The 25,302-nt window shown below is 63.8% G+C and carries 25 protein-coding genes; 18 read left to right on the forward strand and 7 right to left on the reverse strand.

Going from position 1 to position 25,302, the window contains the following annotated elements; translation table 11 throughout:
• Window positions 1–74 precede the first annotated feature (74 nt).
• The gene (locus tag NCT05_RS00835) at window positions 75–1,190 is read left to right on the forward strand and encodes an alkene reductase (protein WP_250501588.1); all 1,116 of its coding nucleotides are present in this window, start codon (window positions 75–77) and stop codon (window positions 1,188–1,190) included.
• Between the two features lie 21 nt (window positions 1,191–1,211).
• Here the strand turns inward: NCT05_RS00835 and NCT05_RS00840 are convergent, their stop codons facing one another.
• On the reverse strand, window positions 1,212–1,565 hold the full coding sequence (locus NCT05_RS00840; RefSeq protein WP_250501589.1) for a hypothetical protein: 354 nt from the start codon (window positions 1,563–1,565) through the stop codon (window positions 1,212–1,214).
• A gap of 317 nt (window positions 1,566–1,882) precedes the next feature.
• Between NCT05_RS00840 and NCT05_RS00845 the strand changes: the two genes are divergently transcribed.
• Window positions 1,883–2,659, forward strand: coding sequence for a phytanoyl-CoA dioxygenase family protein (locus NCT05_RS00845; protein WP_250497129.1), 777 nt, complete (start codon window positions 1,883–1,885; stop codon window positions 2,657–2,659).
• A gap of 28 nt (window positions 2,660–2,687) precedes the next feature.
• Here NCT05_RS00845 and NCT05_RS00850 read toward each other — a convergent pair whose 3' ends face one another.
• Both NCT05_RS00850 and NCT05_RS00855 read right to left on the reverse strand, forming a co-directional pair.
• A complete protein-coding gene (locus NCT05_RS00850) occupies window positions 2,688–2,891 on the reverse strand; it encodes a DUF3185 family protein (protein ID WP_008352349.1) in 204 nt (67 codons plus the stop codon).
• 60 nt (window positions 2,892–2,951) lie between these two features.
• A complete protein-coding gene (locus tag NCT05_RS00855; RefSeq protein ID WP_250438587.1) occupies window positions 2,952–3,695 on the reverse strand; it encodes a mechanosensitive ion channel family protein in 744 nt (247 codons plus the stop codon).
• A 288-nt stretch (window positions 3,696–3,983) separates the two neighbouring features.
• Between NCT05_RS00855 and mgrA the strand changes: the two genes are divergently transcribed.
• From mgrA to NCT05_RS00920, 13 genes are all read left to right on the forward strand, one after another.
• Window positions 3,984–5,027 carry an L-glyceraldehyde 3-phosphate reductase gene (gene mgrA / locus NCT05_RS00860; RefSeq protein WP_008352347.1) on the forward strand — a complete coding sequence of 348 codons (1,044 nt, stop codon included), beginning with the start codon at window positions 3,984–3,986 and terminating at the stop codon, window positions 5,025–5,027.
• Between the two features lie 498 nt (window positions 5,028–5,525).
• Window positions 5,526–6,296 carry a ferredoxin--NADP reductase gene (locus NCT05_RS00865; RefSeq protein WP_008352345.1) on the forward strand — a complete coding sequence of 257 codons (771 nt, stop codon included), beginning with the start codon at window positions 5,526–5,528 and terminating at the stop codon, window positions 6,294–6,296.
• 343 nt (window positions 6,297–6,639) lie between these two features.
• Window positions 6,640–7,503 carry a sensor histidine kinase gene (locus NCT05_RS00870; RefSeq protein ID WP_008352343.1) on the forward strand — a complete coding sequence of 288 codons (864 nt, stop codon included), beginning with the start codon at window positions 6,640–6,642 and terminating at the stop codon, window positions 7,501–7,503.
• A 10-nt stretch (window positions 7,504–7,513) separates the two neighbouring features.
• Complete coding sequence (gene rqpR / locus NCT05_RS00875; RefSeq protein WP_008352341.1) at window positions 7,514–8,167, forward strand: response regulator transcription factor RqpR; 654 nt, start codon at window positions 7,514–7,516, stop codon at window positions 8,165–8,167.
• A 157-nt stretch (window positions 8,168–8,324) separates the two neighbouring features.
• Complete coding sequence (gene bcaP / locus NCT05_RS00880) at window positions 8,325–9,746, forward strand: branched-chain amino acid transporter BcaP (RefSeq protein WP_008352338.1); 1,422 nt, start codon at window positions 8,325–8,327, stop codon at window positions 9,744–9,746.
• 226 nt (window positions 9,747–9,972) lie between these two features.
• On the forward strand, window positions 9,973–10,449 hold the full coding sequence (locus tag NCT05_RS00885) for a (2Fe-2S)-binding protein (RefSeq protein WP_008352336.1): 477 nt from the start codon (window positions 9,973–9,975) through the stop codon (window positions 10,447–10,449).
• A 57-nt stretch (window positions 10,450–10,506) separates the two neighbouring features.
• Window positions 10,507–12,888 (forward strand): xanthine dehydrogenase family protein molybdopterin-binding subunit, encoded by a 2,382-nt coding sequence (locus tag NCT05_RS00890; protein WP_250501590.1) that lies wholly within the window; start codon window positions 10,507–10,509, stop codon window positions 12,886–12,888.
• Window positions 12,889–12,900: 12 nt separating this feature from the next.
• A complete protein-coding gene (locus NCT05_RS00895) occupies window positions 12,901–13,701 on the forward strand; it encodes an FAD binding domain-containing protein (RefSeq protein ID WP_250501591.1) in 801 nt (266 codons plus the stop codon).
• Window positions 13,702–13,707: 6 nt separating this feature from the next.
• Window positions 13,708–14,604, forward strand: coding sequence for an AAA family ATPase (locus tag NCT05_RS00900; protein WP_008352332.1), 897 nt, complete (start codon window positions 13,708–13,710; stop codon window positions 14,602–14,604).
• A complete protein-coding gene (locus NCT05_RS00905) occupies window positions 14,601–15,794 on the forward strand; it encodes a vWA domain-containing protein (RefSeq protein WP_241814029.1) in 1,194 nt (397 codons plus the stop codon). Before NCT05_RS00900 ends, NCT05_RS00905 begins: the two co-directional genes overlap by 4 nt.
• Window positions 15,785–16,330, forward strand: a complete 546-nt coding sequence (locus NCT05_RS00910) for an SRPBCC family protein (RefSeq protein ID WP_008352328.1) — start codon at window positions 15,785–15,787, stop codon at window positions 16,328–16,330. Before NCT05_RS00905 ends, NCT05_RS00910 begins: the two co-directional genes overlap by 10 nt.
• Complete coding sequence (locus NCT05_RS00915) at window positions 16,303–17,322, forward strand: XdhC family protein (RefSeq protein ID WP_250501592.1); 1,020 nt, start codon at window positions 16,303–16,305, stop codon at window positions 17,320–17,322. Before NCT05_RS00910 ends, NCT05_RS00915 begins: the two co-directional genes overlap by 28 nt.
• A 126-nt stretch (window positions 17,323–17,448) precedes the next feature.
• Entirely contained in the window at window positions 17,449–18,669 is a 1,221-nt protein-coding gene (locus NCT05_RS00920; RefSeq protein ID WP_250501593.1) for a PepSY-associated TM helix domain-containing protein, read from the forward strand.
• A gap of 17 nt (window positions 18,670–18,686) precedes the next feature.
• On the opposite strand, the gene NCT05_RS00925 is transcribed toward NCT05_RS00920, so the two are convergent.
• The 3 genes from NCT05_RS00925 to NCT05_RS00935 form a co-directional block, all read right to left on the reverse strand.
• Window positions 18,687–19,415, reverse strand: coding sequence for a PepSY-associated TM helix domain-containing protein (locus NCT05_RS00925; protein ID WP_250501594.1), 729 nt, complete (start codon window positions 19,413–19,415; stop codon window positions 18,687–18,689).
• Between the two features lie 177 nt (window positions 19,416–19,592).
• The gene (locus NCT05_RS00930; protein ID WP_250501595.1) at window positions 19,593–20,624 is read right to left on the reverse strand and encodes a serine/threonine protein kinase; all 1,032 of its coding nucleotides are present in this window, start codon (window positions 20,622–20,624) and stop codon (window positions 19,593–19,595) included.
• 34 nt (window positions 20,625–20,658) lie between these two features.
• The gene (locus NCT05_RS00935) at window positions 20,659–20,871 is read right to left on the reverse strand and encodes a hypothetical protein (RefSeq protein WP_008352308.1); all 213 of its coding nucleotides are present in this window, start codon (window positions 20,869–20,871) and stop codon (window positions 20,659–20,661) included.
• Between the two features lie 324 nt (window positions 20,872–21,195).
• Here NCT05_RS00935 and NCT05_RS00940 point away from each other — a divergent pair, with 324 nt between their 5' ends.
• The gene (locus tag NCT05_RS00940; RefSeq protein WP_250457070.1) at window positions 21,196–22,422 is read left to right on the forward strand and encodes an MFS transporter; all 1,227 of its coding nucleotides are present in this window, start codon (window positions 21,196–21,198) and stop codon (window positions 22,420–22,422) included.
• A 226-nt stretch (window positions 22,423–22,648) separates the two neighbouring features.
• A complete protein-coding gene (locus NCT05_RS00945; RefSeq protein ID WP_008352305.1) occupies window positions 22,649–22,834 on the forward strand; it encodes a hypothetical protein in 186 nt (61 codons plus the stop codon).
• A gap of 41 nt (window positions 22,835–22,875) precedes the next feature.
• Here NCT05_RS00945 and NCT05_RS00950 read toward each other — a convergent pair whose 3' ends face one another.
• Window positions 22,876–23,580: a dienelactone hydrolase family protein gene (locus NCT05_RS00950; RefSeq protein ID WP_250501596.1), complete on the reverse strand. Its 705-nt coding sequence runs from the start codon at window positions 23,578–23,580 to the stop codon at window positions 22,876–22,878.
• A 539-nt stretch (window positions 23,581–24,119) separates the two neighbouring features.
• Between NCT05_RS00950 and NCT05_RS00955 the strand changes: the two genes are divergently transcribed.
• The gene (locus NCT05_RS00955; protein ID WP_008352302.1) at window positions 24,120–25,265 is read left to right on the forward strand and encodes a branched-chain amino acid ABC transporter substrate-binding protein; all 1,146 of its coding nucleotides are present in this window, start codon (window positions 24,120–24,122) and stop codon (window positions 25,263–25,265) included.
• Window positions 25,266–25,302: the final 37 nt, after the last annotated feature.

Consider the following 25,302-nt stretch of genomic DNA (forward strand, 5'->3'; position numbering starts at 1 on the left):
GGTTTTTTTTCGCCTGCGCGGCGCGTTTCTTGCGACCGAACCGGACGGCAAAACCGATCATCCACGGAGCCGTCATGCCGTTCGAAACGCTTCTTTCTCCCGTCACAATCGGCAATATCGAACTGCCGAATCGCGTGGTGATGGCGCCGCTCACGCGCAATCGCGCGTCGCAGCCCGGCGACGTGCCCAGCGAAATGAACGCGCACTATTACGCGCAGCGCGCGGGCGCGGGACTCATCGTGACCGAGGCGACGCAGGTTTCGCGGCAAGGTCAGGGTTATGTCGCGACGCCCGGCATCTATTCCGACGCGCAGGAAGCCGGATGGAGAGCCGTCGTGGGCGCGGTTCACGCGCGGCACGGGCGCATCGCGTCGCAGTTGTGGCATGTGGGGCGCGTGTCGCATCGATCGCTGCAGGAGGGCGATGCGCCGCCCGTCGCGCCGTCCGCGATCCGCGCTCGCGACACGCAAGTGTTCGTGAGACACGATGACGGCACCTACGGCATGACCGACGCCGACGAACCGCGCGCGCTTGAGATCGGCGAGTTGCCGGGCATCGTGCTGCAGTTCGTCGATGCCGCGCATCGCGCCAAGCGCGCCGATTTCGACATGATCGAAGTCCACGCGGCCAACGGCTATCTGCTGCATCAGTTCATGGCGACGGGCACCAACCATCGCACCGACGAGTACGGCGGCGGCATCGAAAATCGCGTGCGGCTGGTCGTCGATGTGCTGGAGGCGGTCGCGGGCGTGATGGGCGCGAATCGCGTCGGCATCCGGATATCGCCGAACTTCACGGGATTCGATCTGCACGACGATGAAGGCGAAGCGTCATCGCTGTATCTGGCGCGCGAGCTGAAGCGCATCGGCATCGCGTATCTGCATCTGGCGGAAGGCGATTGGGCCGGCGGCGCGCCGCTTTCGGACGGCTATCGAGACGCGCTGCGCGAGGCTTACGACGGCGCGATCATCGTCTGCGGCGAATACACCGCGGAAGAAGCCAATACGCGCATCGAACGAGGCGAAGCCGACGCCGTGGCTTTCGGTCGCGCGTTTCTCGCGAATCCGGATTTGGTCGAGCGCTTCAGGATGAACGCGCCGCTCAACGCGCCCGACGAGGCGACGTTCTACGGCGGCGGAGAGAAAGGCTACACGGACTATCCGACGCTCGACGAGGCCGAGCGCAAGTGAGGGATTGCGCGATTGCGCGATTCAGCGCGCCGCGAACGCGTACCAGCCGGCGCTCGTCGCCGACACGCGACGCGGACGACGGCTCGTCAGCGCAGCCGCTTTCGGCTTCGGCGCGGGCGCGCGCAACTGCACCGGACGGCGCAACAGCGCGCGCAACGACACCCGGCGCGAGGCCGCCGCGCGCACGCGCAAATTGAAGAAGAAACCGCGGAACCACGACCGGATGCCGTCGACCGGATGCACGTTCTTCAGTTGCTCGGCGAGCAATTGCGTGCGGGTGGAGTGATGGCGCAGCGCGCGGATCATGCCGCGGCGCGCAGGACGCGCGGCTCGCGATGCGACGCGAGTAAGTCCGATAGCGATTCGGTGGTTCATGTCGGCGGGAAAGGTCGGTTTGCGTGGAAGCAGACTCGACGATAGTCGTCTCAAAAATGAAGTTCAACGCTTCGATTCAACAGCAATTGCGAAGTTGCACCGAATTGATGCGGATCAATGTACAGGACCCGTATTACCCGGGTAAGTCCGCGTTTTCCCTGCCGTTTCATGAAGCGGCTGCTTATAAAAATCGGCGGAAGCGTTCTCGCATGGGCCTTCCTGCGCTGCCGGATTTACAATCCCCGTATTCGCCCCAATTCCGGATATAGCGTCGACGGCATGAAGAAATTCGAAAGCCGCCGGAGCCAAGAACTGAAATGTCTGATCAAAACCTGCTGAAATCGAAGAAGGAACAGGTGCACGAGCTGCGTCGAAACGGCTACGTGATCGTGAAAGGGCTGGTTTCGCAGGAACGCCGCGACGCGATGCGCGAAGTCGCGCGCCGGCAACTCGCCGAGGCCGCCGCGCCGGTCGAGTTCGAGGCCGATCTGAAATATCCCGGCGCGCCGGATTCGAAGGACGCGCCCGGCGGACACACCGTGCGCCGCCTGCTCGACGCCTACGCGCGGCATCCGCTTTACGCGGAGTTCGCGACATCGCCGGAAGTGCGCGGATGGATGGAGTTGTATTTCGGCGAGACGCCGTATTTGTCGCGCGCGCATCACAACTGCATGATGACGAAGCACCCGGCGTACGGCAGCCTGACCGGCTGGCATCGCGACGTGCGCTACTGGGCGTTCGAGCGCGACGATCTCGTTTCCGCGTGGGTCGCGCTCGGCAACGAAACGGTGGAAAACGGCGCGCTGTGGTTCGTGCCGATGTCGCACAAGCTGCCGTTCACATCGGATCGCTTCGACGACGCGAAATTCTTCCGCTCCGACTTGCCCGAGAATGCCGCGCTGATCCGCACGGCGGTGTCGCCCGCGCTGGAACCGGGCGACGTCGTGTTCTTCCACTGCAACACGCTGCATTCGGCGGGCAAGAACCTCACCGATCAGGTGAAGTTCTCGCTCGTGTTCACGTATCGCGGCGCGAGCAACGCGGCGCTGCCCGGCACGCGCTCGGCGTCGAAGCCGGAAGTGCCGCTCGTCTGACGTCTGAGCGTTTGAGCGTTTGAGCGTTTCAGCGTTTCGACGGAATCGTGAGGCCGATCAGCCCGGCGAGCGACGCGACGATGCCGCCCGCGATCAGCCAGATGGTCTTGTTCGTGGGCGAGCCGGTGAAGAAGCGCGCGACGTCGCTGGAGAGCGAATGAAACGACTGGCCGCCGAAATACAGCAGCACGACGCCGCCGACTAGCAGCGCAACGGAAATCGCTCGGGTCATGGCGTGGTCTCTTGGCTGGAAAAGCGCGTCAGGTTAGCGGGTCGGCGCTCGCGCGTCCACTCACGCCGCCTGCGCCTGCTCGCGCGTGTACGGCTGAATCTTGCGCAGGAGGTCGGCCATCACGTACTGATGATCGCTTCTGCTCGTCCACGCGCCGAGGTTGTATTTGACGCCGGTGTCCGTGTAATCGGTCACGGCGACCCACGGCGCCGACGGCCCGTCCTGCACGATGCGCGGATCGTCGCTCATCAGCTTGCGCAGTTCCTCGAGCACACGCTCGACCTTCAGCCCATGCTGTGCCTGAAAGTTGATGACGACGCGACGCCGATCGTTCGCGCTGTAGTTCGTGATGGCGTTCGCCCAAATGAGGCTGTTCGGCACGAACATGATGATGCCGTCGGCTTTCGTGAGGCGCGTCGTGAAAAGTCCGATCTCGTTGACCGTGCCCGCCGTCGTCCCGACGCCTTCGATGTAATCGCCGACGCGAAACGGGCGCAGCAGCAGGAGCATCAGGCCGGCCGCGATGTTTTGCAGCGTGCCCTGCAGCGCGAGGCCGATGGCGAGGCCGGCGGCGCCGAGCACGGTCAGGATGCTGGCAGCGGCAATGCCGAGCTTGCCGAGCGCGGCGACGATCGCGACGACGCGGATCGCCCACAACGCGAGGCTGGCGAGCACCGGGGTGAGCGTGGCATCGACATTGGTGCGAGCGAGCGTGCGGCGCAGGGTGTTCGCGACGGCGTTCGAAATCCACCAGCCGACCGCGAGAATCAGCAGCGCCAGCAGAATGTCAATGCCGTAAGTCACGGCAATTGCACTAAACGAATCGTAAGCGGGGCGAAGTCTGTCGATCGAATCCATGGGTAGCGGTCCTTCAAAACGAATCTGCTTTTGTCCGCGATCGCGTTGGATCGTTCCCCTTGCTGGCCATCCGGCCTATACCGAATAGCGGGACGGCATCGCGTGCCGTGCGCGCCCAGCCCCGATTGGCTTACCATTGACGCCCTCGACAGCGTGCGTGTCCGCGCGTGCCGCGTGAAAGGCACGTTGTCCGTTCCAGTCCGTTCAATTCGCCATCCGCAGAGGAAATCCGTCATGGCCTACGAAGCAGCCTCCGAGCGTTACACGCAGATGCAATACCGCACTTGTGGCAGGAGCGGGTTGAAACTTCCTGCGCTGTCGCTCGGTTTGTGGCACAACTTCGGCGATACGACGCCGATCTCCACGCAACGTGAAATTCTGCGCACGGCGTTCGATCTCGGCGTCACGCATTTCGATCTCGCGAACAATTACGGCCCGCCGTACGGCAGCGCCGAAACGAACTTCGGGCGCATCTTCAAGGACGACTTCCGCCCTTATCGTGACGAACTGTTGATCTCCTCGAAAGCCGGCTGGGACATGTGGCCCGGTCCGTACGGCCAGGGCGGCGGCTCGCGCAAATACGTGCTGGCGAGCCTCGACCAGAGCCTGAAGCGCATGGGCCTCGATTACGTCGACATCTTCTATTCGCACCGTTTCGACGCCGATACGCCGCTCGAAGAAACCGCTGGCGCGCTGGCGACGGCCGTGCATTCGGGCAAGGCGCTTTACGTTGGCATCTCGTCGTACTCGGCGTCCAAAACACGCGAGATGGCCAAGCTGCTCGCCGAGCACAAGGTGCCGCTGCTGATCCATCAGCCGTCGTACAACATGCTGAACCGCTGGATCGAAGAAGACCTGCTCGACACGCTCGACGACATCGGCGCGGGAAGCATCGCGTTTACGCCGCTCGCGCAAGGTCTGCTGACCAGCAAGTATCTGAATGGCGTGCCGCAGGACGCGCGCGTCAACAAACCGGGCGGCGGCTCGCTCAAGCAGGAACATCTGAGCGATGCGAACCTCGCGCACGTCCGCAAGCTCAACGATCTCGCGCAGAAGCGCGGCCAGAGCCTCGCGCAGATGGCGCTCGCGTGGGCGCTGCGAGGCGGGCGCGTGACCTCGGTGCTGATCGGCGCGAGCCGCGCGGAGCAAGTCGTCGAGAACGTCGGCGCACTGAAGAATCTCGATTTCTCGAAGGAAGAACTCGCGGAAATCGATCAGCACGCGAAGGAAGGCGGCATCAACCTGTGGGAAAAACCGTCGACGGATCAGCGCATCTGACACGCGTGCGGCCTTTCGCCAGAAGGGTATTTCGAGATACGCGCGGCATCCGTTGCTATCATGCGGACTCGGCGGCTTTTGCGCAGCGATAAGAGTTGCCGCCGAGGCCGGCCACCGGCCGCGCAGTCAGCCGAAAGTGCATTTCTTCTGCACGCACGTTCGCCCACGAGGCGCGCGTGCGCGCCTCCGCCGCCGTATCGACGTTCGGACCGCGAAACGACTATCGGGTTAAAATAGCCGATTGCGCCGGGCTGTCAGTTTTTTTGCGCGAAGTTCACGCGTGGCGCGGCGTGAATCGCTGTCCTCGCACCGCGGGTTTCGGATCAATCGGCGACCTTCACCATTCGATCGTCCCGTTCGGACAGCGCAGCGCCCCTCGTTGCGCCCTCGTAGCGCGCTTTGTTTTCGACATCGGCCCGGCGTGGCATCCGCCGCCAGCCAGGCGCGAGCGTCAGAGCGTCACCGCTTTCGCACAGTTAGAGCACAGTTCAAGAAGCCATGAGCAACCTTAATTCTCAAACCGTTCTGAGCGTCCATCACTGGACCGACACGCTTTTCAGTTTCACCTGCACCCGCGACAGCTCGTTCCGCTTCGAGAACGGCCAGTTCACGATGGTGGGTCTCGAAGTCGACGGCAAGCCGCTTCTGCGCGCGTACAGCCTCGCGAGCGCGAACTACGAAGAGCATCTCGAATTTCTGAGCATCAAGGTTCCGGACGGCCCCCTGACCTCGCGCCTGCAACATCTGAAAGTGGGCGATTCCGTGCTGATCGGCAAGAAGCCGACGGGCACGCTCGTCGCCGACAATCTGCTGCCCGGCAAGACGCTGTGGCTGCTGTCGACCGGCACGGGCCTCGCGCCGTTCATGTCGATCATCAAGGACCCGGACGTCTACGACCGCTACGAGAAGATCGTGCTGACGCACACGTGCCGTTTCGTCGACGAACTCGCGTACAAGGATTTCATCACCGAGCACTTGCCGGCGCATGAGCATATCGGCGAAATCGTGTCCGAAAAGCTCGTCTATTACCCGACGGTCACGCGGGAGGAGTTCGCGAACCGTGGTCGCATCACCGATCTGATCGAGACCAAGAAGCTGTTCGCCGATCTCTCGGTCGAGCCGTTCTCGGTCGAAAACGACCGCGTGATGCTCTGCGGCAGCCCGCACATGCTGCGCGACACGCGCGAACTGCTCGACGCGATGGGCTTCCAGGAAGGCAGCAACAACCATCCTGGCCACTACGTCGTGGAAAAGGCGTTCGTCGGATAAGCTGTCTCGACGTCGCGATTGCACAAACCGGAGCCTCGCGCTCCGGTTTTTTTTCGCCTCGACCAAATCATCATACGCGCGTCGCTGTTACAAATTGACCACGGTCGGTAGGTCTTTTTCCTACGCATTATGCGCAGCGGACTTGGCAAACGACATGAAGTTCGACCGACGAAGCCTTGCACGACATGGATTTATCATTTTTTTGAGATATGATGCGTTTACTTTTTGACGGCGCAGGCCATCCCGTAGTCCGTCAACGATGTTACTGAGTGTAAATTCGGTTACGCCGCTCGTGAGTTACCCGAGGACGTAGCTCCAGTTGCGCTCGAAGCGAGGATAGTGAATGAACCCGTCGGCCACGATCACGCTCGATGAGAGCCCGATTCGCCGCGCTCCGCTGCGCGCGGTTCCATCACCGTCGCCGGAATGCTCCGGCGCGTCGTTTGCCTCACCCTATTCCGCGCTGATCGACGCCAAGCTCAAGGGCGACCGTCAGATTCAGCGTCTCACCGCCCGCGTCCAGGAACTCGCCGCGCTGCTCGCCGCCACGGAAGAGCGCGCGCGTCAGGCGCTCGCGCAAGACCTGCACGACGCGAGCGGCGCCGCGCTCACCGTCGCGAATATCGCGCTCGCTCGCGCCGAGCACTGGCTGCCCGCCGATGCGCCCGCCGCGCTCGACGACGCGCTGCATCAGGCGCGCGCGGCGCTCGCGGATGTCTGCGAGACGAGTCATCGCATCGTCGAGGGATTGCAGACGCCGACTTTCGATGCCAACTTCGCCGCCACGCTGGCCGGCTGGATCGCGGATTTCGGCGCGCGCACGGCGATCGCCGTCGATTTCTCCTGCCCCGACGATGCGCGCCTCGATCGCATGTCGCACGACATGTCGCTCGCGCTCTTTCGCGTGATGCAGGAAGCGCTCGGCAACGTCGCGCGTCACGCGCACGCCGGGCATGCGCGCGTGTCCGTCGCGCTCGACGGACAAGGCGTGATCCTGCTCGTCGAAGACGATGGCGTCGGCATCAGCGCGGCGGCGCGTCGCAAGAGCGGACGCTTCGGCCTTTCCGGGATGCGCGCGCGCTGCGAGGCGCTCGGCGGCAATCTGCGCGTCGCGGCGGCGAAGCCCGCCGGCACATGCGTGCGCGCGCGTTTCCCGTGGGCTGCGGCGGGTCCGGGCCTGTTCACGCTCAGCGTGGTCAACGCCTGAGGCCGCCGCGATGCTCAGAATCCTGCTCGCCGACGATCACGGCATCGTGCGCCGCGGCGTCGCGCAATTGCTGCTGGAACGCGGCGTCGCATCCGAAGTGCTGGAGGCCGAGACCGGCATGCAGGCGCTCGCGCTCGCCGCGCGTCGCCCGCTCGATGTCGCGATGCTCGACATCTCGCTGCCGGACATCAACGGCATCGACGTGTTGAAGCGTCTCAAGCGCGAAAGCCCGCGTCTGCCGGTGCTGATGTTTTCGATGTATCGCGAAGATCAATATGCGGTGCGCGCGTTGAAGGCGGGCGCGGCGGGCTATCTGTCGAAGACGGCGGACCCCGCGCTGATGATCGGCGCGATTCAGCAAGTCGCCGCAGGCCGAAAATACGTGAGCCCTGAAATGGCCGAAGCGCTCGCAACCTACGTTTCGCTCGATACGGACCGGTTGCCGCACGAGAAGCTATCGGACCGCGAATATCAGACGCTGTGCATGCTTGCTTCGGGAAAACGGCTCACTGATATCGCGAACGCCTTATCGCTTTCGGTTAAGACCGTAAGTGTTTATCGCGCGCGGTTGCTGGAGAAAATGAAGCTCGCCAACAACGCAGAGCTTACGTTCTATGTGATGAGCAACCGTCTCGTCGACATGAATCCCGCCATCGCCGGGTAGGTTTTATCTCGTGCTAGATAAAACGGGTGGATCGTAACAAATTGCCGCAATTCTGCGTTGCATGCTCAATGGATAGGCAATCTCTGAGTCTCCGATAAAATATCGGGTTTTCCCGAGGTAACGGCCGCTCGCGCGCGCCAGAAGGAGACTCATCGCAATGTCGTTGTTCCGCAAGAAAAACATCGAGCACATGCTGGCCGGCGCGCACAGCACATCGCTCAAAAAGACGCTCGGCGCCCTGGATCTGACGTTCCTCGGAATCGGCGCGATCATCGGCACGGGCATTTTCGTGCTGACCGGCACCGGCGCCGTCCAGGCCGGCCCGGCGCTCATGATTTCGTTCATCATCGCGGCGATCGCGTGCTGCTTCGCCGCCCTCGCCTACGCGGAATTTTCGTCGACGATTCCGGTCGCCGGTTCCATCTACACGTATTCGTATGCGACGCTCGGCGAACTCGCCGCGTGGATCATCGGCTGGGATCTGATGCTCGAATACGGGCTCGCGACGTCCGCCGTTTCGGTCGGCTGGTCGGGCTACTTGCAGTCGCTGCTCGCCGGCTTCGGTATCTCGCTGCCGACCGCCCTCACCGCCGCGCCCGGCGCGTTGCCCGGCGAGGTCACGTTCTTCAACCTGCCCGCGTTCCTCGTGATGATGGCGATCACCTGGCTGCTTTCGGTCGGCGTGAAGGAATCGACGCGCCTGAACAACATCATGGTCGCGATCAAAGTGACCATCGTGCTGCTCGTGATCGCGGTCGGCGTGTTCCATGTGAAGCCGGCAAACTGGCAGCCGTTCATGCCGAACGGCTGGTCCGGCGTGTTCGGCGCGGCGGCCGTCATGTTCTTCGCGTTCATCGGCTTCGATTCGGTGTCGTCGGCGGCCGAGGAAGTGAAGAACCCGAAGCGCGATCTGCCGATCGGCATCATCTCGTCGCTCGCGGTGTGCGCCGTGCTGTACGTGGCGGTCGCGGCCGTCGTGACCGGCATCGTGCCCGCGCCGCAGTTCGCGAACAATCCGCATCCGGTGTCGTTCGCGCTGCAAGTCGCGGGTCAGAACTGGGTCGCGGGCTTCATCGATCTCGGCGCGGTGCTCGGCATGCTCACCGTGATTCTCGTGATGAGCTACGGCCAGACGCGCATCATCTACGCGATGTCGCGCGACGGCCTCTTGCCCGCGCGGCTTTCGAAGGTGCATCCGCGCTACGCGACGCCGTTCCTCACGACGTGGATCGTCGGCATTTTCTTCGGTCTGATCGGCGCGCTCGTGCCGCTCAACGTGCTCGCCGAGCTCATCAACATCGGCACGCTCGCCGCGTTCTCGATGGTCTCCATCGCCGTGCTGATCCTGCGCCGCACGCATCCTGACTTGCCGCGCGCGTTCCGCTGCCCCGGCGTGCCGGTCGTGCCGATTCTGGCGGTGGCGTCGTGTCTGTTCTTGATGGTCAATCTTCAGGCGATGACGTGGATCGCGTTCGTGCTGTGGCTCGTGATCGGCCTCGCGATCTATTTCCTGTACTCGCGACGCCATTCGGTGCTCGGACGTCGAACGCACGAGCAGCGAGAGACCGTGACGCACTGAGCGTCCTTGCTCGACACAAGAGCGCCGCCCTCGAGGCGGCGCTTTGCATTTGCAGCTGCAAAACCTTGAGTTTGGGACGGACGTTCGCGCCGATAGCGACGCCCGCCGATTTGTGTTTTACTCATTGTCACAAACACATAACACCAATTCCGGCTGAACGCTCACGGCGGCAGATGGCAGGTGCGTGGCGTGAAGCTGGATCGTCCTCACTTAGGAGACAGTGAAAATGGCGCTCAGCATCAGCCTGACGGTCAATGGGAAACCGGTGACCGCCACCGTCGAACCGCACGTTCTGCTCGTCCAGTTTCTCCGCGATCAACTCAGGCTCACCGGCACGCATATCGGCTGCGACACGGCGCAGTGCGGCGCGTGCACCGTCCATCTCGATGGCCGCGCGATCAAGTCGTGCAACATCCTCGCCGCGCAGGCGGACGGCATGGAAGTCACGACCATCGAAGGCATGGCGAAAGACGGCCAGCTTCATCCGATGCAGGCGGCGTTCAGGGAATGTCACGGCCTTCAGTGCGGCTTCTGCACGCCGGGCATGGTGATGAGCGCGAGCGCGCTGGCTGCGCAATCGCCGAATCTCTCCGAAGAAGAAGTGCGCGAGCAGCTCGACGGCAATCTGTGTCGCTGCACGGGCTATCACAACATCGTCAAGGCGGTCTTGCAGGGCGCGCAAAACATGAAAGCGGGCGCCTGATTCCGCGTCAATCCACATTCCACACGATGTATCGCGCCTTTGACCAAGGAGATCGCGATGAATGCCCCTGAGCAACAGAAACTGATCGGCGCTGGCGTGAAGCGCAAGGAAGACTATCGATTCCTGACGGGCGCGGGCCAGTACACCGACGACGTCGTCATGCCGCAGCAAAGCTACGGCGTGTTCCTGCGTTCGCCGCACGCGCACGCGAAGATCGCGCGCATCGATATGGAAGCGGCGCTGAAGTCGCCGGGCGTGATCGGCATCTTCACCGGCAAGGACATGGCGGGCGAAAACGTCGGCGGACTGCCGTGCGGCTGGCTCATCCACAGCACCGACGGCTCGCCGATGCACGAGCCGCCGCATCCCGTCATCGCGCACGACAAGGTGTTGCACGTCGGCGATCAGGTAGCGCTCGTCGTCGCCGAATCGGTGAAGGAGGCGAAGGACGCGCTCGAACTCATCGAGGTCGATTACGACGAACTGCCCGCGACGGTCGATACGGCGAGCGCATCGGACGCGGGCCAGCCGCTCGTGCACGACAGCGTGCCGAACAACGTCTGCTACAACTGGGGCCACGGCGACAAGGCCGCGACCGACGCCGCGTTCGCGAAAGCCGCGCACGTCACGACGCTCGATATCGTGAATCAGCGGCTCGTGCCGAACGCGATCGAGCCGCGCGCGGTCAACGCGAGCTATTCGAAGCACGACGACAGCTACACGGTCTACGTCGCGAATCAGAACCCGCACGTCGAGCGCTTGCTGATGGCGGCGTTCGTGCTGTCGCTGCCGGAATCGAAGCTGCGCGTGATCGCGCCGGATGTCGGCGGCGGCTTCGGCTCGAAGATTTTCCTGTATCCGGAAGATGTCGCGCTGACGTGGGCATCGAAGAAAGTCGGGCGTCCGATCAAGTGGGTGGCCGAGCGCTCCGAAGCCTTCCTCTCCGACGCGCACGGCCGCGATCATGTGACCAAGGCCGAACTCGCGCTCGACAAGGACAACAAGTTCATCGGCATGCGCGTGCATACGACGGCGAACATGGGCGCGTATCTGTCGACGTTCGCATCGTCGATTCCGACCGTGCTTTACGCGACGCTGCTCGCGGGCCAGTACACGACGCCCGCGATCTACGCCGAAGTGAAAGCGGTCTTCACGAACACGGTGCCCGTCGATGCCTATCGCGGCGCGGGCCGGCCGGAAGCGACGTATGTCGTCGAGCGGCTCGTCGAGACGGCGGCGCGCGAGCTGAATATCGATCCCGTCGAATTGAGGCGGCGCAATTTCATCCGCGAGTTTCCGTACGCGACGCCGGTCGGTCTCACGTACGACATCGGCGATTACGACGCGTGCCTGAATCGCGCGCTGGAACTCGCGGATGTCGCGGGTTTCGCAAAACGGCGCGACGAATCGAAGCAGAAGGGCAAGCTGCGCGGCATCGGCTATTCGTGCTACATCGAAGCGTGCGGGCTCGCGCCGTCGAACGTGGCGGGCGCGCTCGGTGCGCGTGCGGGTCTCTTCGAAGCGGGCGAAGTGCGCGTGCATCCGACCGGCTCCGTCACCGTCTTCACCGGTTCGCACAGTCACGGACAGGGCCACGAAACGACGTTCGCGCAAGTGGTCGCGGACCGGCTCGGCATCGCGATCGAGAACGTCGAGATCATTCACGGCGATACGGGGCGCATCCCGTTCGGCATGGGCACGTACGGCTCGCGTTCGATTTCGGTGGGCGGCTCCGCGATCATGAAAGCGCTCGATAAAGTCGAAGCGAAGGCGAAGAAGATCGCGGCGCATCTGCTGGAAGCGTCGGCGGAAGATATCGAGTTCACCAACGGCGTGTTCCGCGTGAAGGGCACCGATCGCACGAAATCGTTCGTCGACGTCTCGCTCGCCGCGTACGTGCCGCACAACTTCCCGCTCGAAACCATGGAGCCGGGCCTCAACGAAAACGCGTTCTACGATCCGACCAACTTCACGTATCCGTCGGGCGCGTATGTGTGCGAAGTCGAGGTCGATCAGGACACCGGCGAAACGCGCATCGACAAGTTCACGGCCGTCGATGACTTCGGCAACGTCATCAATCCGATGATCGTCGAAGGGCAAGTGCATGGCGGGCTGGGGCAGGGCATCGGCCAGGCGATGCTCGAACGCTGCGTCTACGATGACAGCACCGGCCAGTTGCTCTCCGGCTCGTTCATGGATTACGCGATGCCGCACGCTAGCGATCTGCCGAACTTCACCGTCGAGACCGCGAAGGGCACGCCGTGCACGCACAATCCGCTCGGCGTGAAGGGCTGCGGCGAAGCGGGCGCAATCGGTTCGCCGCCGGCGGTCATCAACGCGATTCTCGATGCGCTCGCGCCGCTCGGCGTGAAGGACTTGCAGATGCCCGCGACGCCGCATCGCGTGTGGACCGCGATGCATAACGCTCAACGCGCCTGAGGAGACCGGCAAATGTACTCATTCGACTATCAGAAAGCGGACGAAGCGAAGGCGGCGGTCGCGGTGCTTTCCGCCAACGGCGACGCCAAGTTCCTCGCGGGCGGCCAAAGCCTCTTGCCGACGATGCGCCTGCGGCTCGCACAGCCCTCGGCGCTCGTCGACGTGACGCGCATCGCGTCGATGAAAAACGTCACGCTCGACGGCGACAAGCTCACGATCGGCGGCGCGGTGTCTCATGCGGCGGTCGCATCGAACGCGGATGTGCAGCGCGCGCTGCCGGGGCTCGCGGATCTCGCGGGACGCATCGGTGATCGACAGGTTCGCGAGCGCGGCACGATCGGCGGCTCGCTCGCCAACGACGATCCGGCGGCGTGCTATCCGTCAGCCGTGCTCGCGCTGAACGCGACGGTCGTGACCGACAGAAGGAGCATCGCCGCGGACGATTTCTTCATCGACATGTACACGACCGCGCTCGAACCCGACGAGCTCATCACGGCCGTCGAGTTTCCGCTGGCCGAGCGCGCGGGCTACGAGAAGTTTCGCAATCCCGCGTCGCACTTCGCGCTCGTCGGCGTGTTCGTCGCGAAGTTCAAGGACGGCGTGCGCGTCGGCGTGACGGGCGCGGCGTCTTCGGTGTTTCGTCCGGCGGAGCTGGAAGCGGCGTTGTCGAAGGACTTTTCGGTGGCATCGGCGCGCGGCGTGACGATCTCGCCCAACGAGCTGAACGCGGACATGCACGCGAGCGCCGAATATCGCGCGCATCTGATTCCGGTGCTCGCGGGCCGCGCGATCGAGCGCGCGATGTCGTTCTAGTCCGCGATGACGGAACAGGCGCCGCAATCCATCGACGAGACGCTCGCGCGCTTGCGCGAGCATCGCTACTTCGCGAACCGCGAGCTCGCGACGGCGCTTTTTCTCGCGCTGAAGATGCAGCGGCCGCTCTTTCTCGAAGGCGAGCCGGGCGTCGGCAAGACCGAACTCGCGAAGGCGGCGGCGGGCTTGTGCGGCACGACGCTGCTGCGCCTGCAATGCTACGAAGGGCTCGATACCGCGAGCGCGCTATACGAGTGGGACTATCCGCGGCAGATCATGGCGCTGCGGCTCGCGGAGGCGTCGGGCGAAACGCCGTCGAACGATTCGCTGTATCGCAGCGAGTTTCTGCTGAAGCGTCCGCTGCTTCAGGCCTTGCTGCCCGATGCGTCGAATCCCGACGCGCGCCGCGTTCTGCTCATCGATGAAATCGACCGCGCCGACGAGCCGTTCGAAGCGTTTCTGCTCGAATTGCTGTCGGACTTTCAGGTGTCGATTCCGGAGTACGGCACGGTGCGCGCGGCGCAACCGCCGCTCGTCGTGATGACGTCGAACCGCACGCGCGAAGTCCACGATGCGTTGAAGCGGCGATGCCTCTATCAGTGGATCGGCTATCCGCAGCGCGATGTCGAACTGGCGATCGTCGCGGCGCGCGCGCCCGAAGCGGGGCAGGCGTTGCAGCAGCGCGCCGTCGCGTTCGTGCACGAGCTGCGCACGCTCGATCTCTTCAAGGCGCCGGGCGTCGCGGAAACAATCGACTGGTGCCGCGCGCTCGCGGCGTTGTCGGTGACGGAACTGGATCCGCAATCGGTGCAGAACACGCTCGGCGTGCTGTTGAAGTATCAGGACGATCTCGCGCGCATGGACGCCGATACGCTCGCGCAATGCCTCGCGGCCACGCCATGACGACCACGATGGAACCGTTCGCGCGCAACGTCGTGCATTTCGTGAGGCTTCTGCGCGGCGCGGGGCTCGGCATGTCGCCGGCGCACGCGGTCGATGCGCTCGACGCGTTGCGCTTCGTCGATCTGAATCGCCGCGACGATGTGCGCGCGACGCTCGCGTGTTTGCTCGTCCACGCGAGCGACGAACGCGACATCTTCGATGCGGCGTTCGATCTTTTCTGGCGCGATCCCGACTGGGAAGGCAAGCTGCGCGCGCTGTTGCTGCCGAAGGTGAAGAGCGGCATGCCGCCGCCGAAGCGCAACAACCGTCTCGCCGATGCGTTGGCGACGCGCGCGGCGGCATCGTCGACAACGCCGCCGCGGGAATCGAAGCCGGAAGAGGCGCACGCGCGCATCACGTTCAGCGCGCAGGAACGCTTGAGCCATCGCGATTTCGACACGCTCAGCGCCGACGAATGGCGCACGCTGCGGCATCAGATTCGCGCGCATCGGATGCCGCTCGCGACGGAACCGACGCGCAGGCTGAAGGCGGGCTCGCGCGGCACGCATGCCGATCTCAAAGCGAGCGCGCGACACGCCGTGCGCTCGGGCGGCGACTGGACCGTGTGGAAATATCGCGCGGCGGTCGAGCGCAGACCGCCGCTCGTATTGCTGCTCGACATTTCCGGCTCGATGAGCGCGTATTCGCGCGCCGTGCTCTACTTCTGTCACGCGCTATTGCAATCGCGCGAGCGTCTGCAAGTGTTCCTGTTCGGCACGCGGCTCACGAACGCGACGCGCGCCTTGCGCGAACGCGATCCCGATGTCGCCATTGCCGCGCTCGGACAGAACGTCGCGGACTGGTCCGGCGGCACGCGCATCGGCGCGACGCTCGCGGAGTTCAATCGGCGCTGGGCGCGGCGTGTGCTGGCCGGTCGGGCGACGGTGCTGCTCGTCACCGATGGCCTCGATCACGAAGCCATCGACGTGCTCGATGCCGAGATGCAAAGACTCAGGCGTTTCGCGCATCGGCTGGTGTGGCTCAATCCGCTGCTGCGTTTCGCCGATTTCACGCCGCGCGCGCGAGGCGTGCGCGCGATCCTGCCACACGTCGATGCAATGCTCGCGGCACATAACCTCGACAGCCTCGGCGCGGTCGGAGCCGAACTGGCCGCGCTGTCACGGCACACTGGAGACACGAGATGGAACTGACCGAAACACACACGTTGCCGGTGCCGCAGGCGCGCGCGTGGGAAGCGCTGAACGACACGTCGATCCTGAAGGTCTGCATTCCGGGCTGCGACAGCATCGACGCCGATGGCGAGAACGCCTACAACGTCGCGATGACGGCGGCGGTCGGTCCGGTGAAAGCGCGCTTCAAGGGAAGAATGGAGCTGACGAATATCGACGCCCCGCATACTTACACGATCGTCTTCGAAGGGCAGGGCGGCGCGGCCGGCTTCAGCAAGGGCAGCGCGACCGTGAACCTCGAACCCGGCGACGAAGCCGACACGACGAAGCTCAGTTACAGTGCAAACGCGCAGGTCGGCGGCAAGCTTGCGCAGATCGGCTCGCGGCTCGTCGACGGCGCGGCGCGCAAGATCGCGGGAGAATTCTTCAAGCGATTCAGCGCGCAGCTGCAAGGCGGCCAGGAATCGCAAGATGCAGCCGCCGACCAAGACGAAAGCGGCGCAGAAGAGAAGGAAAAGGGGAAGAAATCATGGACAGCGTGGATCTCGAAGTCCTGAAGAACAGCGCGCGATGGCTCGAAGAGGGACATCGCGTGCTGCTCGTGACGGTCGTGAAGACATGGGGCTCGTCGCCGAGACCCGAAGGCGCGATGCTCGCCGTGCGTGACGATGGCCACGTCGTCGGTTCGGTGTCGGGAGGATGCATCGAGGACGATCTCATCGATCGCGTGCGGCAGCGGGGCATCGAGCAGACGAAGCCGGAAGCGGTGAAGTACGGCATCAGCGCGGAAGAGGCGCATCGCTTCGGCTTGCCGTGCGGCGGCACGATCCAGCTCGTGCTGGAGCCGCTGACGATGGAAAGCGGCGTCTCGGAATTGTGCGCGGCGGTGGAAAGCGGCAAGCTCGTCGCGCGCACGCTCGACATGGCCACGGGCGCGGCGCGCCTCGAACCGGCGCAGGCCACCGACGGCGTGCTCTTCGACGACGCGCATCTGCTGACGATTCACGGCCCGCGTTACCGGATGCTCGTGATCGGCGCGGGGCAGTTGTCGCGCTATCTGTGCAGTATCGCGGTCGGGCTGGATTATCAGGTGACCGTGTGCGATCCGCGCGAGGAATACACGGAAGAGTGGAATGTGCCCGGCACGACGATCGTGCGAACCATGCCCGACGACACGGTCATGGAGATGAAGCTCGACGAACGCTGCGCGGTCATCGCCCTCACGCACGATCCGAAGCTCGACGATCTCGCGCTGATGGAAGCGCTGAAGACGCCCGCGTTCTACGTCGGCGCGCTCGGTTCGCGGCGCAACAACGCGGCGCGGCGCGAGCGTCTGAAGGAGTTCGATCTCAGCGAGGACGAACTGGCGCGGTTGCATGGGCCGGTAGGCATTTATATCGGCAGCCGGACGCCGCCGGAAATCGCGGTGTCGATTCTCGCGGAAGTCACGGCGGCGAAGAACGGCGTGTCGTTGCCCGAACTGTTGCAGGTGGAAGGCGCGAAAGCGGCGCGCGAGGTTGCCGGAAAAGGCGAAGTCTGCGGCGTCTGATTATTACAAAATCCTGACGAAAGGCGACCCGGACGGGCGCGACGGCTATATAATAATCATTCTCATTTGCGTGGCCAGCTTCGGCTGACGCGCAGCCGTTTCGCTTCAGTTCAACGATTCAATCGAATGCCCGGCAAGTTTTTGACCGGCGATGACCAGCGCGCAGCCGCCCGCGCCGATGCATCGCCCGACTCGCGCTCGTCCGCGAACAAGCGCCACATCAGCCAGCGCGCGCTGCGCGTATGGTCGATCGTGCATCGGTGGACGAGTCTCGTCTGCACGGCGTTCATGTTGCTGCTGTGTCTGACCGGCTTGCCGCTCGTGTTCGGCCACGAACTCGACATCCTCACCGGCGATGCGATCGAAGCGCCAGCGCTGCCTGCATCGCAGGCGAATGCGCGCGCGAGCTACGACGCGGTGTTGCGCGCGGCGCTGACCGAGCATCCGGGCCATGTGCCGCAATACATGATCTGGGAGCCGGACGATCCGCTTTTGCCGGTCGTCGTCACCGCGCCGAAAGCCGACACGCCGCCCGACGATACGCTCAGTACGACCGTCGATGCGCGCACCGCCCAGCCGCTCGGCATGCCGCCCGGCAAAGGCTCGCTCAAGTTCGTGCTGCTGAAGTTGCACGTCGACATGTTCGCCGGGCTCTTCGGCAAGCTCTTTCTCGGCGCGATGGGCGTCGTGTTTCTCGCGGCGATCGTGTCGGGCATCGTCGTGTATCTGCCGTTCTGGCGAAAGGTCGGGCTCGGGCGCGTGCGCCTGAAGAAGAAGCGGCGGATCGTGTGGCTCGACTGGCATAACGCCATCGGCATGTTGACGCTCGCGTGGGCGTTGCTCGTCGGCGCGACGGGTTCGATCAACACGCTCGCCGATCTCATGCTCGAAGCATGGCGCAACGATCAGCTCGCGCAGATGGTCGCGCCGTATCGTGACAAGCCGCCGCTCGTCGTGCGCGCTTCCATCGACGATGCCGTGAAGACAGCGCAACGCGTCGCGCCCGAGATGATTCCGTCGTTCGTCGCGTTTCCGGGGACGCGCTTCGCGAGCCCGCATCACTATGCCGTGTGGATGCGCGGCGACGGCATTCTGACGACGCGGATCATGCGACCTGTGCTCGTCGATGCATCGACGGGCGCGCTCACCGATTCACGCGAGTTGCCGTGGTATCTGAAGGTGCTGCTCGGCTCGCAGCCGCTGCATTTCGGCGATTTCGGCGGCATGCCGCTGAAGATTTTCTGGGCCGCGTTCGATGTGCTGACGATCGTCGTGCTCGGGAGCGGGCTTTATTTGTGGCTGACGCGGCATAACCCGCGGAAGGGGAAGGGGACGTCGGCCGCGTGATCGACGTCCCGAATCCCTCAAATCAACCCGCAAAGAATCGCCGCAATCAGCGACGCGGCCACGATCACCACGCCCGCCGTGCGCTTCTTGTTCAGCTCGGTCCACAGCAGCACGCCGGTAAGCGACAGCAGGATGATGCTGCCCGCGAACGTATCGATGAGCAGCACCCAGCCCACGCTTAGGCCAACGCCCTTGTGCAGGTTGGTCATCATCGCGAGGAAGGTGTTTTCGGTGCGCTTCACCGACACGAAATTGTTGCCGACCCAGTACTCCGCCATCACGCTGCCGCCCGGCGATGCCACCATCACCGACCATTGTTCCGGCTGCATCGTGCTCTTGTCGCCCCAGCCGACCGGATGCGCCGGTTCCTTGCGCGCGCGTCCGAGATTGCCGTCGATCTTCAGTTCCTTCTTCAGCCACGCGCCCATGTCGCGCGGCGACTTGAAGCCTTCGGCGGGCAGCGGCATCTGCATCTGCGAAACCTGCGGCTCGCCGGTCGAAATGCGCAGCGGCGGCGCGCGGTGATTCAGCAGAAAACCCGTCGCGCCGAACAGCAGGCCCAGCAGCGCGCCCCACAAGCCGACCCAGCCATGCACCTTGCGCAGCCACTTCAGGAAGGTCGAGCGGCGCGAGCGATGCTTGCGGACGATCTGCTCGGCATCGTCGATGAGACGCCCATGCGGACGGTAATGCGTCGAGCCGCCCGTCGCGGACGGCGGCGTATTGAGGGTTTCAGGCGCGTTCACGCGTCTCTCCAGAATTCGGGCGTTGGCAGGCAAAGCCGCGCCCCGATCGGCTAAACGCGCACGCGCGCGCGGCGATCGATGTCAGGCGGGCAAATGAGAATTGTTATCATTACATGCCGAAAAGCGCTTTTCAACGCTTTGCGATCGCCTGACAGTCCGCGAATGTCACAAAAAATTTCAAACGGGCCAAAGCGGGCCTTCCTGCATCGCGCCGACTTGCTCGCGCAATTCGAGGATTCGGTCTTCCCAGTAACGTTGCGTGTTGAACCACGGGAAGGCGGCGGGAAACGCCGGATCGTTCCAGCGGCGCGCGAGCCACGCCGAATAATGAATCAGCCGCAGCGTGCGCAGCGCTTCGATCAGATGCAGTTCGCGCGGATCGAACTCGCAAAAATCTTCGTAACCGGCGAGCAGATCGGTGAGCGCGCGCGATGCATCCGCGCGTCCGGCGGGCAAGAGCAGCCACAAGTCCTGAATGGCCGGGCCCATGCGGCTGTCGTCGAAATCGACGAAATGCGGGCCCGCGTCGGTCCACAGCACGTTGCTCGGATGACAGTCGCCGTGCAGACGCACGTGCCGCACATCGCCCGCGCGCTCGAAACATCGCGCGACGCCTTCGAGCGCCATCGACACGACGGATTCCCACGCTTCGCGCACATCGGCGGGAACGAAGCCGTGCGTCAGCAGGAACTCGCGCGGTTCATAGCCGAAAGTGTCGATATCGAGCGTCGGCCGCTCGCGATACGGCTCGACCGCGCCCACCGCGTGAATCCGCCCGATGAAGCGCCCGAGCCATTCGAGCGTGTCGCTGCGATCGAGGTCGGGCGCGCGTCCGCCGCGCCGCTCGAAGATGGAGAAGCGAAAGCCGTCGAATTCGTGCAGCGTCGTGCCATCGAGCGCGCGCGCGGGCACGGCCGGAATCTCACGCGCGACGAGACTCGCGACGAACGCGTGCTCTTCGAGAATCGCCGCATTCGACCATCGTTTCGGCCGATAGAACTTCGCGACGATCGGTGCGCCGTCCTCGACGCCCACCTGATAGACGCGGTTTTCGTAGCTGTTGAGCGGCAGCAGGCGGCCATCGGTACGCGCGCCTGCGGGCATCAGCACGCGGTCGACTGCATCGAGTACGCAATCGGGCGTGAGGCCGGAGAAGGGCGGCGCGTCGTCGGCGGGCGCGCCCTGGGAGTCGGGATGGATCGAGTTCATCCCGGCATTGTGCCGCAATGCGGCGCGTCGCTTCTCAGTGCACGACCGTGTTCGACGGGCGCACGACATCGCCCGTATCGATCAGGTCTTCGAGAAAGAACGGCTCGGTATTGAGCAGTTTGGTTACGCCAGGCTCGCCCGCGTACCAGGCGACCATGGCCATGTCGCCGAGAATGCGCATCACGATGCCGCGCGCGCCCTGAGGCACGGCAATATGCACGGAGCGGACAATCGAACCGATTTGCATGATGAATCCCCGTTTCAACGCCGGCTGGGATTGAAGCGCCGGTCATATGTTTTCACCAAGCACAGGCTTTTCACGGCTCGTGCACCAGACAATCGCCGCGTCGCTGTTGCGGGAAGCGCGACACGCGCGGCTTTCATGAACGATTGTGCTCTAACTTTAGCGCATGGCGGCGCGTCGGCGCGACGCCATTCGCTTCGTTATGTTGCCGATCGCAGACGAATAGCAGCAATTAATGGGCTACGTGGCCGGATCGCGGCTTGCTTATCAGGCAAAACCCTGAGGATCGGCGTATCGTCGAGAGTTTTTTCAGCAGAGACTTCATTCGTGGATGCTAACGCAAACCGGGCCGCCGATGCCGCTCCGTATCTCGAACGCGGCTCGCGCGCCTATTGGCGTGCTTCGCTCGCGTTGCTGTTCGCCGGTTATGCGACTTTTTCGCTGCTCTACTGCGTGCAGCCGTTGCTTCCCGAGTTCACGAAGGCGTTCGGCGTCAGTCCGGCGGTCAGCGCGCTCGCGGTGTCGGTGAGCACGGCGGCGTTGGCGATCGCCATCTTCATCGCGGGATTCGTCTCGGAAAGCTGGAGCCGTCATCGGCTGATGACGCTTTCGCTGCTCGCGTCGTCGGTGCTGACGGTGATCGCCGCCGTGCTGCCGGACTGGCACGCGCTGCTCGTCGTGCGCGCGCTCGAAGGCTTCGCGCTCGGCGGCGTGCCCGCGGTCGCGATGGCGTATCTCGCGGAGGAAGTGCATCCCGAAGGCCTCGGTCTCGCGATGGGACTCTACGTCGGCGGGACGGCCATCGGCGGCATGGCCGGGCGCGTGATCAGCGGCATCCTCGCGGATCTTTTCGGCTGGCGCGTCGCTATCGGCGGAATCGGGCTGCTGGGTCTGCTCGCCACGCTCGCGTTCCGCTCGCTGCTGCCGCCGTCGCGACGCTTCAAGCCGCGGCGCGGCGTCGGGTTCGCGCATCATCGGCGCTCGCTCGGCGGGCATCTGCGGCATCGCGGTTTGCCGTTTCTGTTTCTCATCGGCTTCGTGCTGATGGGCAGTTTCGTCACGCTTTACAACTACGTCGGATATCGGTTGCTGGGCGCGCCGTTCGAACTGAATCAGACGCAGATCGGCGCGATCTTCACCGTGTATTTGACGGGCGTGGTCGCGTCGCCGTGGTCCGGCAAGATGGCCGATGTCTTCGGGCGCGGCCGCGTGCTGATCGCAAGCCTGGTGCTGATGATGCTCGGCATCGCGTTGACCTTGTCGAACGCGCTGCCGGTGATCATTGCGGGTATCGCGTGCCTGACGTTCGGCTTCTTCGCAGGGCACTCGGTCGCGAGCGGCTGGGTCGGACGGCTCGCGATGCAAGCGAAAGGCCAGGCGGCCGCGCTCTATCTGCTCGCGTATTACATAGGGTCGAGTCTGATCGGATCGTACGGAGGGCACTTCTGGACCGCATTCGGATGGAAGGGCGTCGCCGGGCTGATCGGCGCGCTGCTGCTCGTCGGGATTGCGGGCGCGGTGCATCTGAACCGGCGCGAGCACGCTGTCGTCTGAACAATCGAAAGCCGATTGAAATAAGCCGAAGCTAAGGGTTTTTCCGCGTCCGCTTAAAAATAGGTGCCTGCAAGTCCTTGTCGCGCAAGGCTTTCGTACGTTTTCGTGGTTTGCCGTCGCACGAAGTTGGGCTAACGCCTTCGTTGGCGCGGCCTATACTCGAATCGTCGATGCAGCTTTTCACACGCGACGATAAAGCCAGAAGCAGGACGATGGGAGACGCACCATGACGACGTATTTCACGATCGGCGACTTCATTCTGATCATCCCGATGGCGCTCGCTGGCGCGCTGTTCCTCGGGGCCATTCCCTGCGCGACGCATCTGAGAAACAACGTACTGCGCGTGTTCGGCGCATTGCTCGGTGTGCTCGCCGCCTTTCTGCTCGTCGAAGGATTGCCCGCGCTGATATAGCAAGCGCGCCGTTCAGGGCGCGCTTGCGAAAGGTGCTTCTATTACAGATGAGCGCCGAGGAAGGTCAGCGTGCGTCCGTGCGCGAGCGCCGACGCGTTCCCGTTATACGACGCGCGATCGCCGCAGTTGAAGCCGTGGTCGGCTTGCGCGTAGACATACAGTTCCGAATCCTCGCGGCCCGCGAACTTCTGACGGACGGCATCGACGGCATCGGCGGGAATGTGCGCGTCGAGTTCGCCGTAATGGAACTGCATCGGCACCTTGACCTGATCGGCCTTGTCGAGCGCGTTCTGAATGCCGCCGCCGTAATAGGCCACCGCCGTATCCACCGAACCCTCGGCCGCCGCGAGATACGCGAGCCGGCCGCCGAAGCAATAGCCGATCGCCGCGATCTTGCCCGTCACTTCCGGCAGCGCGCGCAGCGCTTTCGCAGCCGCGCCGACGTCCGCGACAGCGGCATCGAGCTTGGTCTTTTGCAGCAGTTCCATCGCCTTTTCGCGATCCGCGCCTTCGTAACCCAGCTCGACGCGCGGCTGCGTGCGCCAGAAAACATCGGGTGCGAGGGCGACGTAGCCATCGGCGGCGTATTGATCCGCGACGCTGCGAATGTGGCCGTTCACGCCGAAGATCTCCTGCAGGATGATCACGGCGGGTCCGGTGCCCGTCTTCGGCAGCGCGAGATAGCCTTGGAAGCTGCCGCCATCGGCCGGAATGTCGATCCAGCGTGAAGTCGTGGAAACGGTCACGTCAAACTCCTTGTGTGTGGGAATGCAGGCGTGTGAGTTTGCCAGCTTTCCCTTTCAGTCGCCCTGAACGTCCGCGCGCCCTCTGGCACGCGCTTTGACGCGCAGCCGGTTTTTAGAGGCGCCGATCTAAACGCCAGCTAAAAACAGTCATTAAAAAACAGGCTAATGGTGCCGATGGGCAGGGATTATCGGCGCGCGTCTGCCGGACTCGAATGACGGCCAAACCTTTGCGCGCCGATGTCGCGCAAACCCGCATGCACAGGGCTTCTTCACGCGAACGCCACCACAAACGGCGGCGCATCACAACTGGCCGTTAATTGGTAGTGACACCACTATCTTAAAAAACTTCCCTAAATTAATTTGACAACCCTACACTTGCGCGCAGTGCGGATGGCGGCTGCCACGAACGGCCTGCCGGAAGGACTTGCCAAGTGCATGACGATGCATCCGGCGTGGTCGTCCACGGGACTGAGCGATCGTGATGAAAGACGGGGCACAGGGCGATTACGTTGTTTTTGGGACCGAAACTGGAGACTTACATGAACACCAAGCTTCACAAACTGTTGCCGATCAGCGCCGCAGCCGTGCTCTTCGCGACGTTGGCAACGTCCGCAGCAGCCGACCAGGTCGTCAAGATCGGTCACGTCGCTCCGCTGACCGGCGGCATTGCTCACCTGGGCAAGGATAACGAAAACGGCGCGCGGCTCGCAGTCGAAGAGATCAACGCCAAGGGCCTGACGATCAACGGCCAGAAGGTCACGCTCGAACTCGACGCGCAAGACGACGCGGCCGACCCGCGCACGGCGACGCAAGTCGCGCAGAAGCTGGTCGACGACAAGGTCGTGGGCGTCGTCGGTCACCTGAACTCCGGCACGTCGATCCCGGCGTCGAAGATTTATAGCGACGCGGGCATCGTGCAGATTTCCCCGTCGGCGACGAACCCGACCTACACGCAGCAAGGCTTCAAGACGACGTACCGCGTCGTCGCGACCGATGCGCAGCAAGGTCCGGCGCTCGCCAACTACGCCGCGAAGAACCTGAAGGTGAAGAGCGTCGCCGTGGTGGACGACTCGACGGCATACGGCCAGGGTCTCGCGAACGAGTTCGAAAAGACCGCCAAGTCGCTCGGCCTGAAGGTGATCTCGCACGACGCGACCAACGACAAGGCCGTCGACTTCCGCGCGATTCTGACGAAGATCAAGGGTGAGAACCCCGACGCCGTGATGTACGGCGGCATGGACGCAACCGGCGGCCCGTTCGCCAAGCAAGCCAAGCAGCTCGGCCTGCGCGCCAAGGTTCTCGCGGGCGACGGCGTCTGTACGGAGAAGCTGTCGGATCTCGCAGGCGATGCGACCGACAACGTCGTGTGCTCGGAAGCGGGCATGGCGCTCGAGAAGATGGACGGCGGCAAGCAGTTCGCGGAGAAGTTCCAGAAGCGCTTCGGCCAGCCGATCCAGATCTACGCGCCGTTCACGTATGACGCGGTGTACATCATCGTCGACGCGATGAAGCGCGCCAACTCGACCGATCCGGCGAAGATCGTCGCCGCGATGCCGAACACGGACTACAAGGGCGTGATCGGCGAGACGACCTTCGATTCGAAGGGCGATCTGAAGCACGGCGTGATCTCGCTGTACAACTACAAGGGCGGCAAGAAGACGCTGCTCGACGTCGTGAAGATGTAATTTCCTTCGGACTTCTCGAAGTCCAGAGAAGCGCGCG

Source organism: Caballeronia sp. AZ7_KS35, assembly GCF_023631045.1.
GTDB classification, from domain to species: Bacteria; Pseudomonadota; Gammaproteobacteria; order Burkholderiales; family Burkholderiaceae; genus Caballeronia; species Caballeronia zhejiangensis.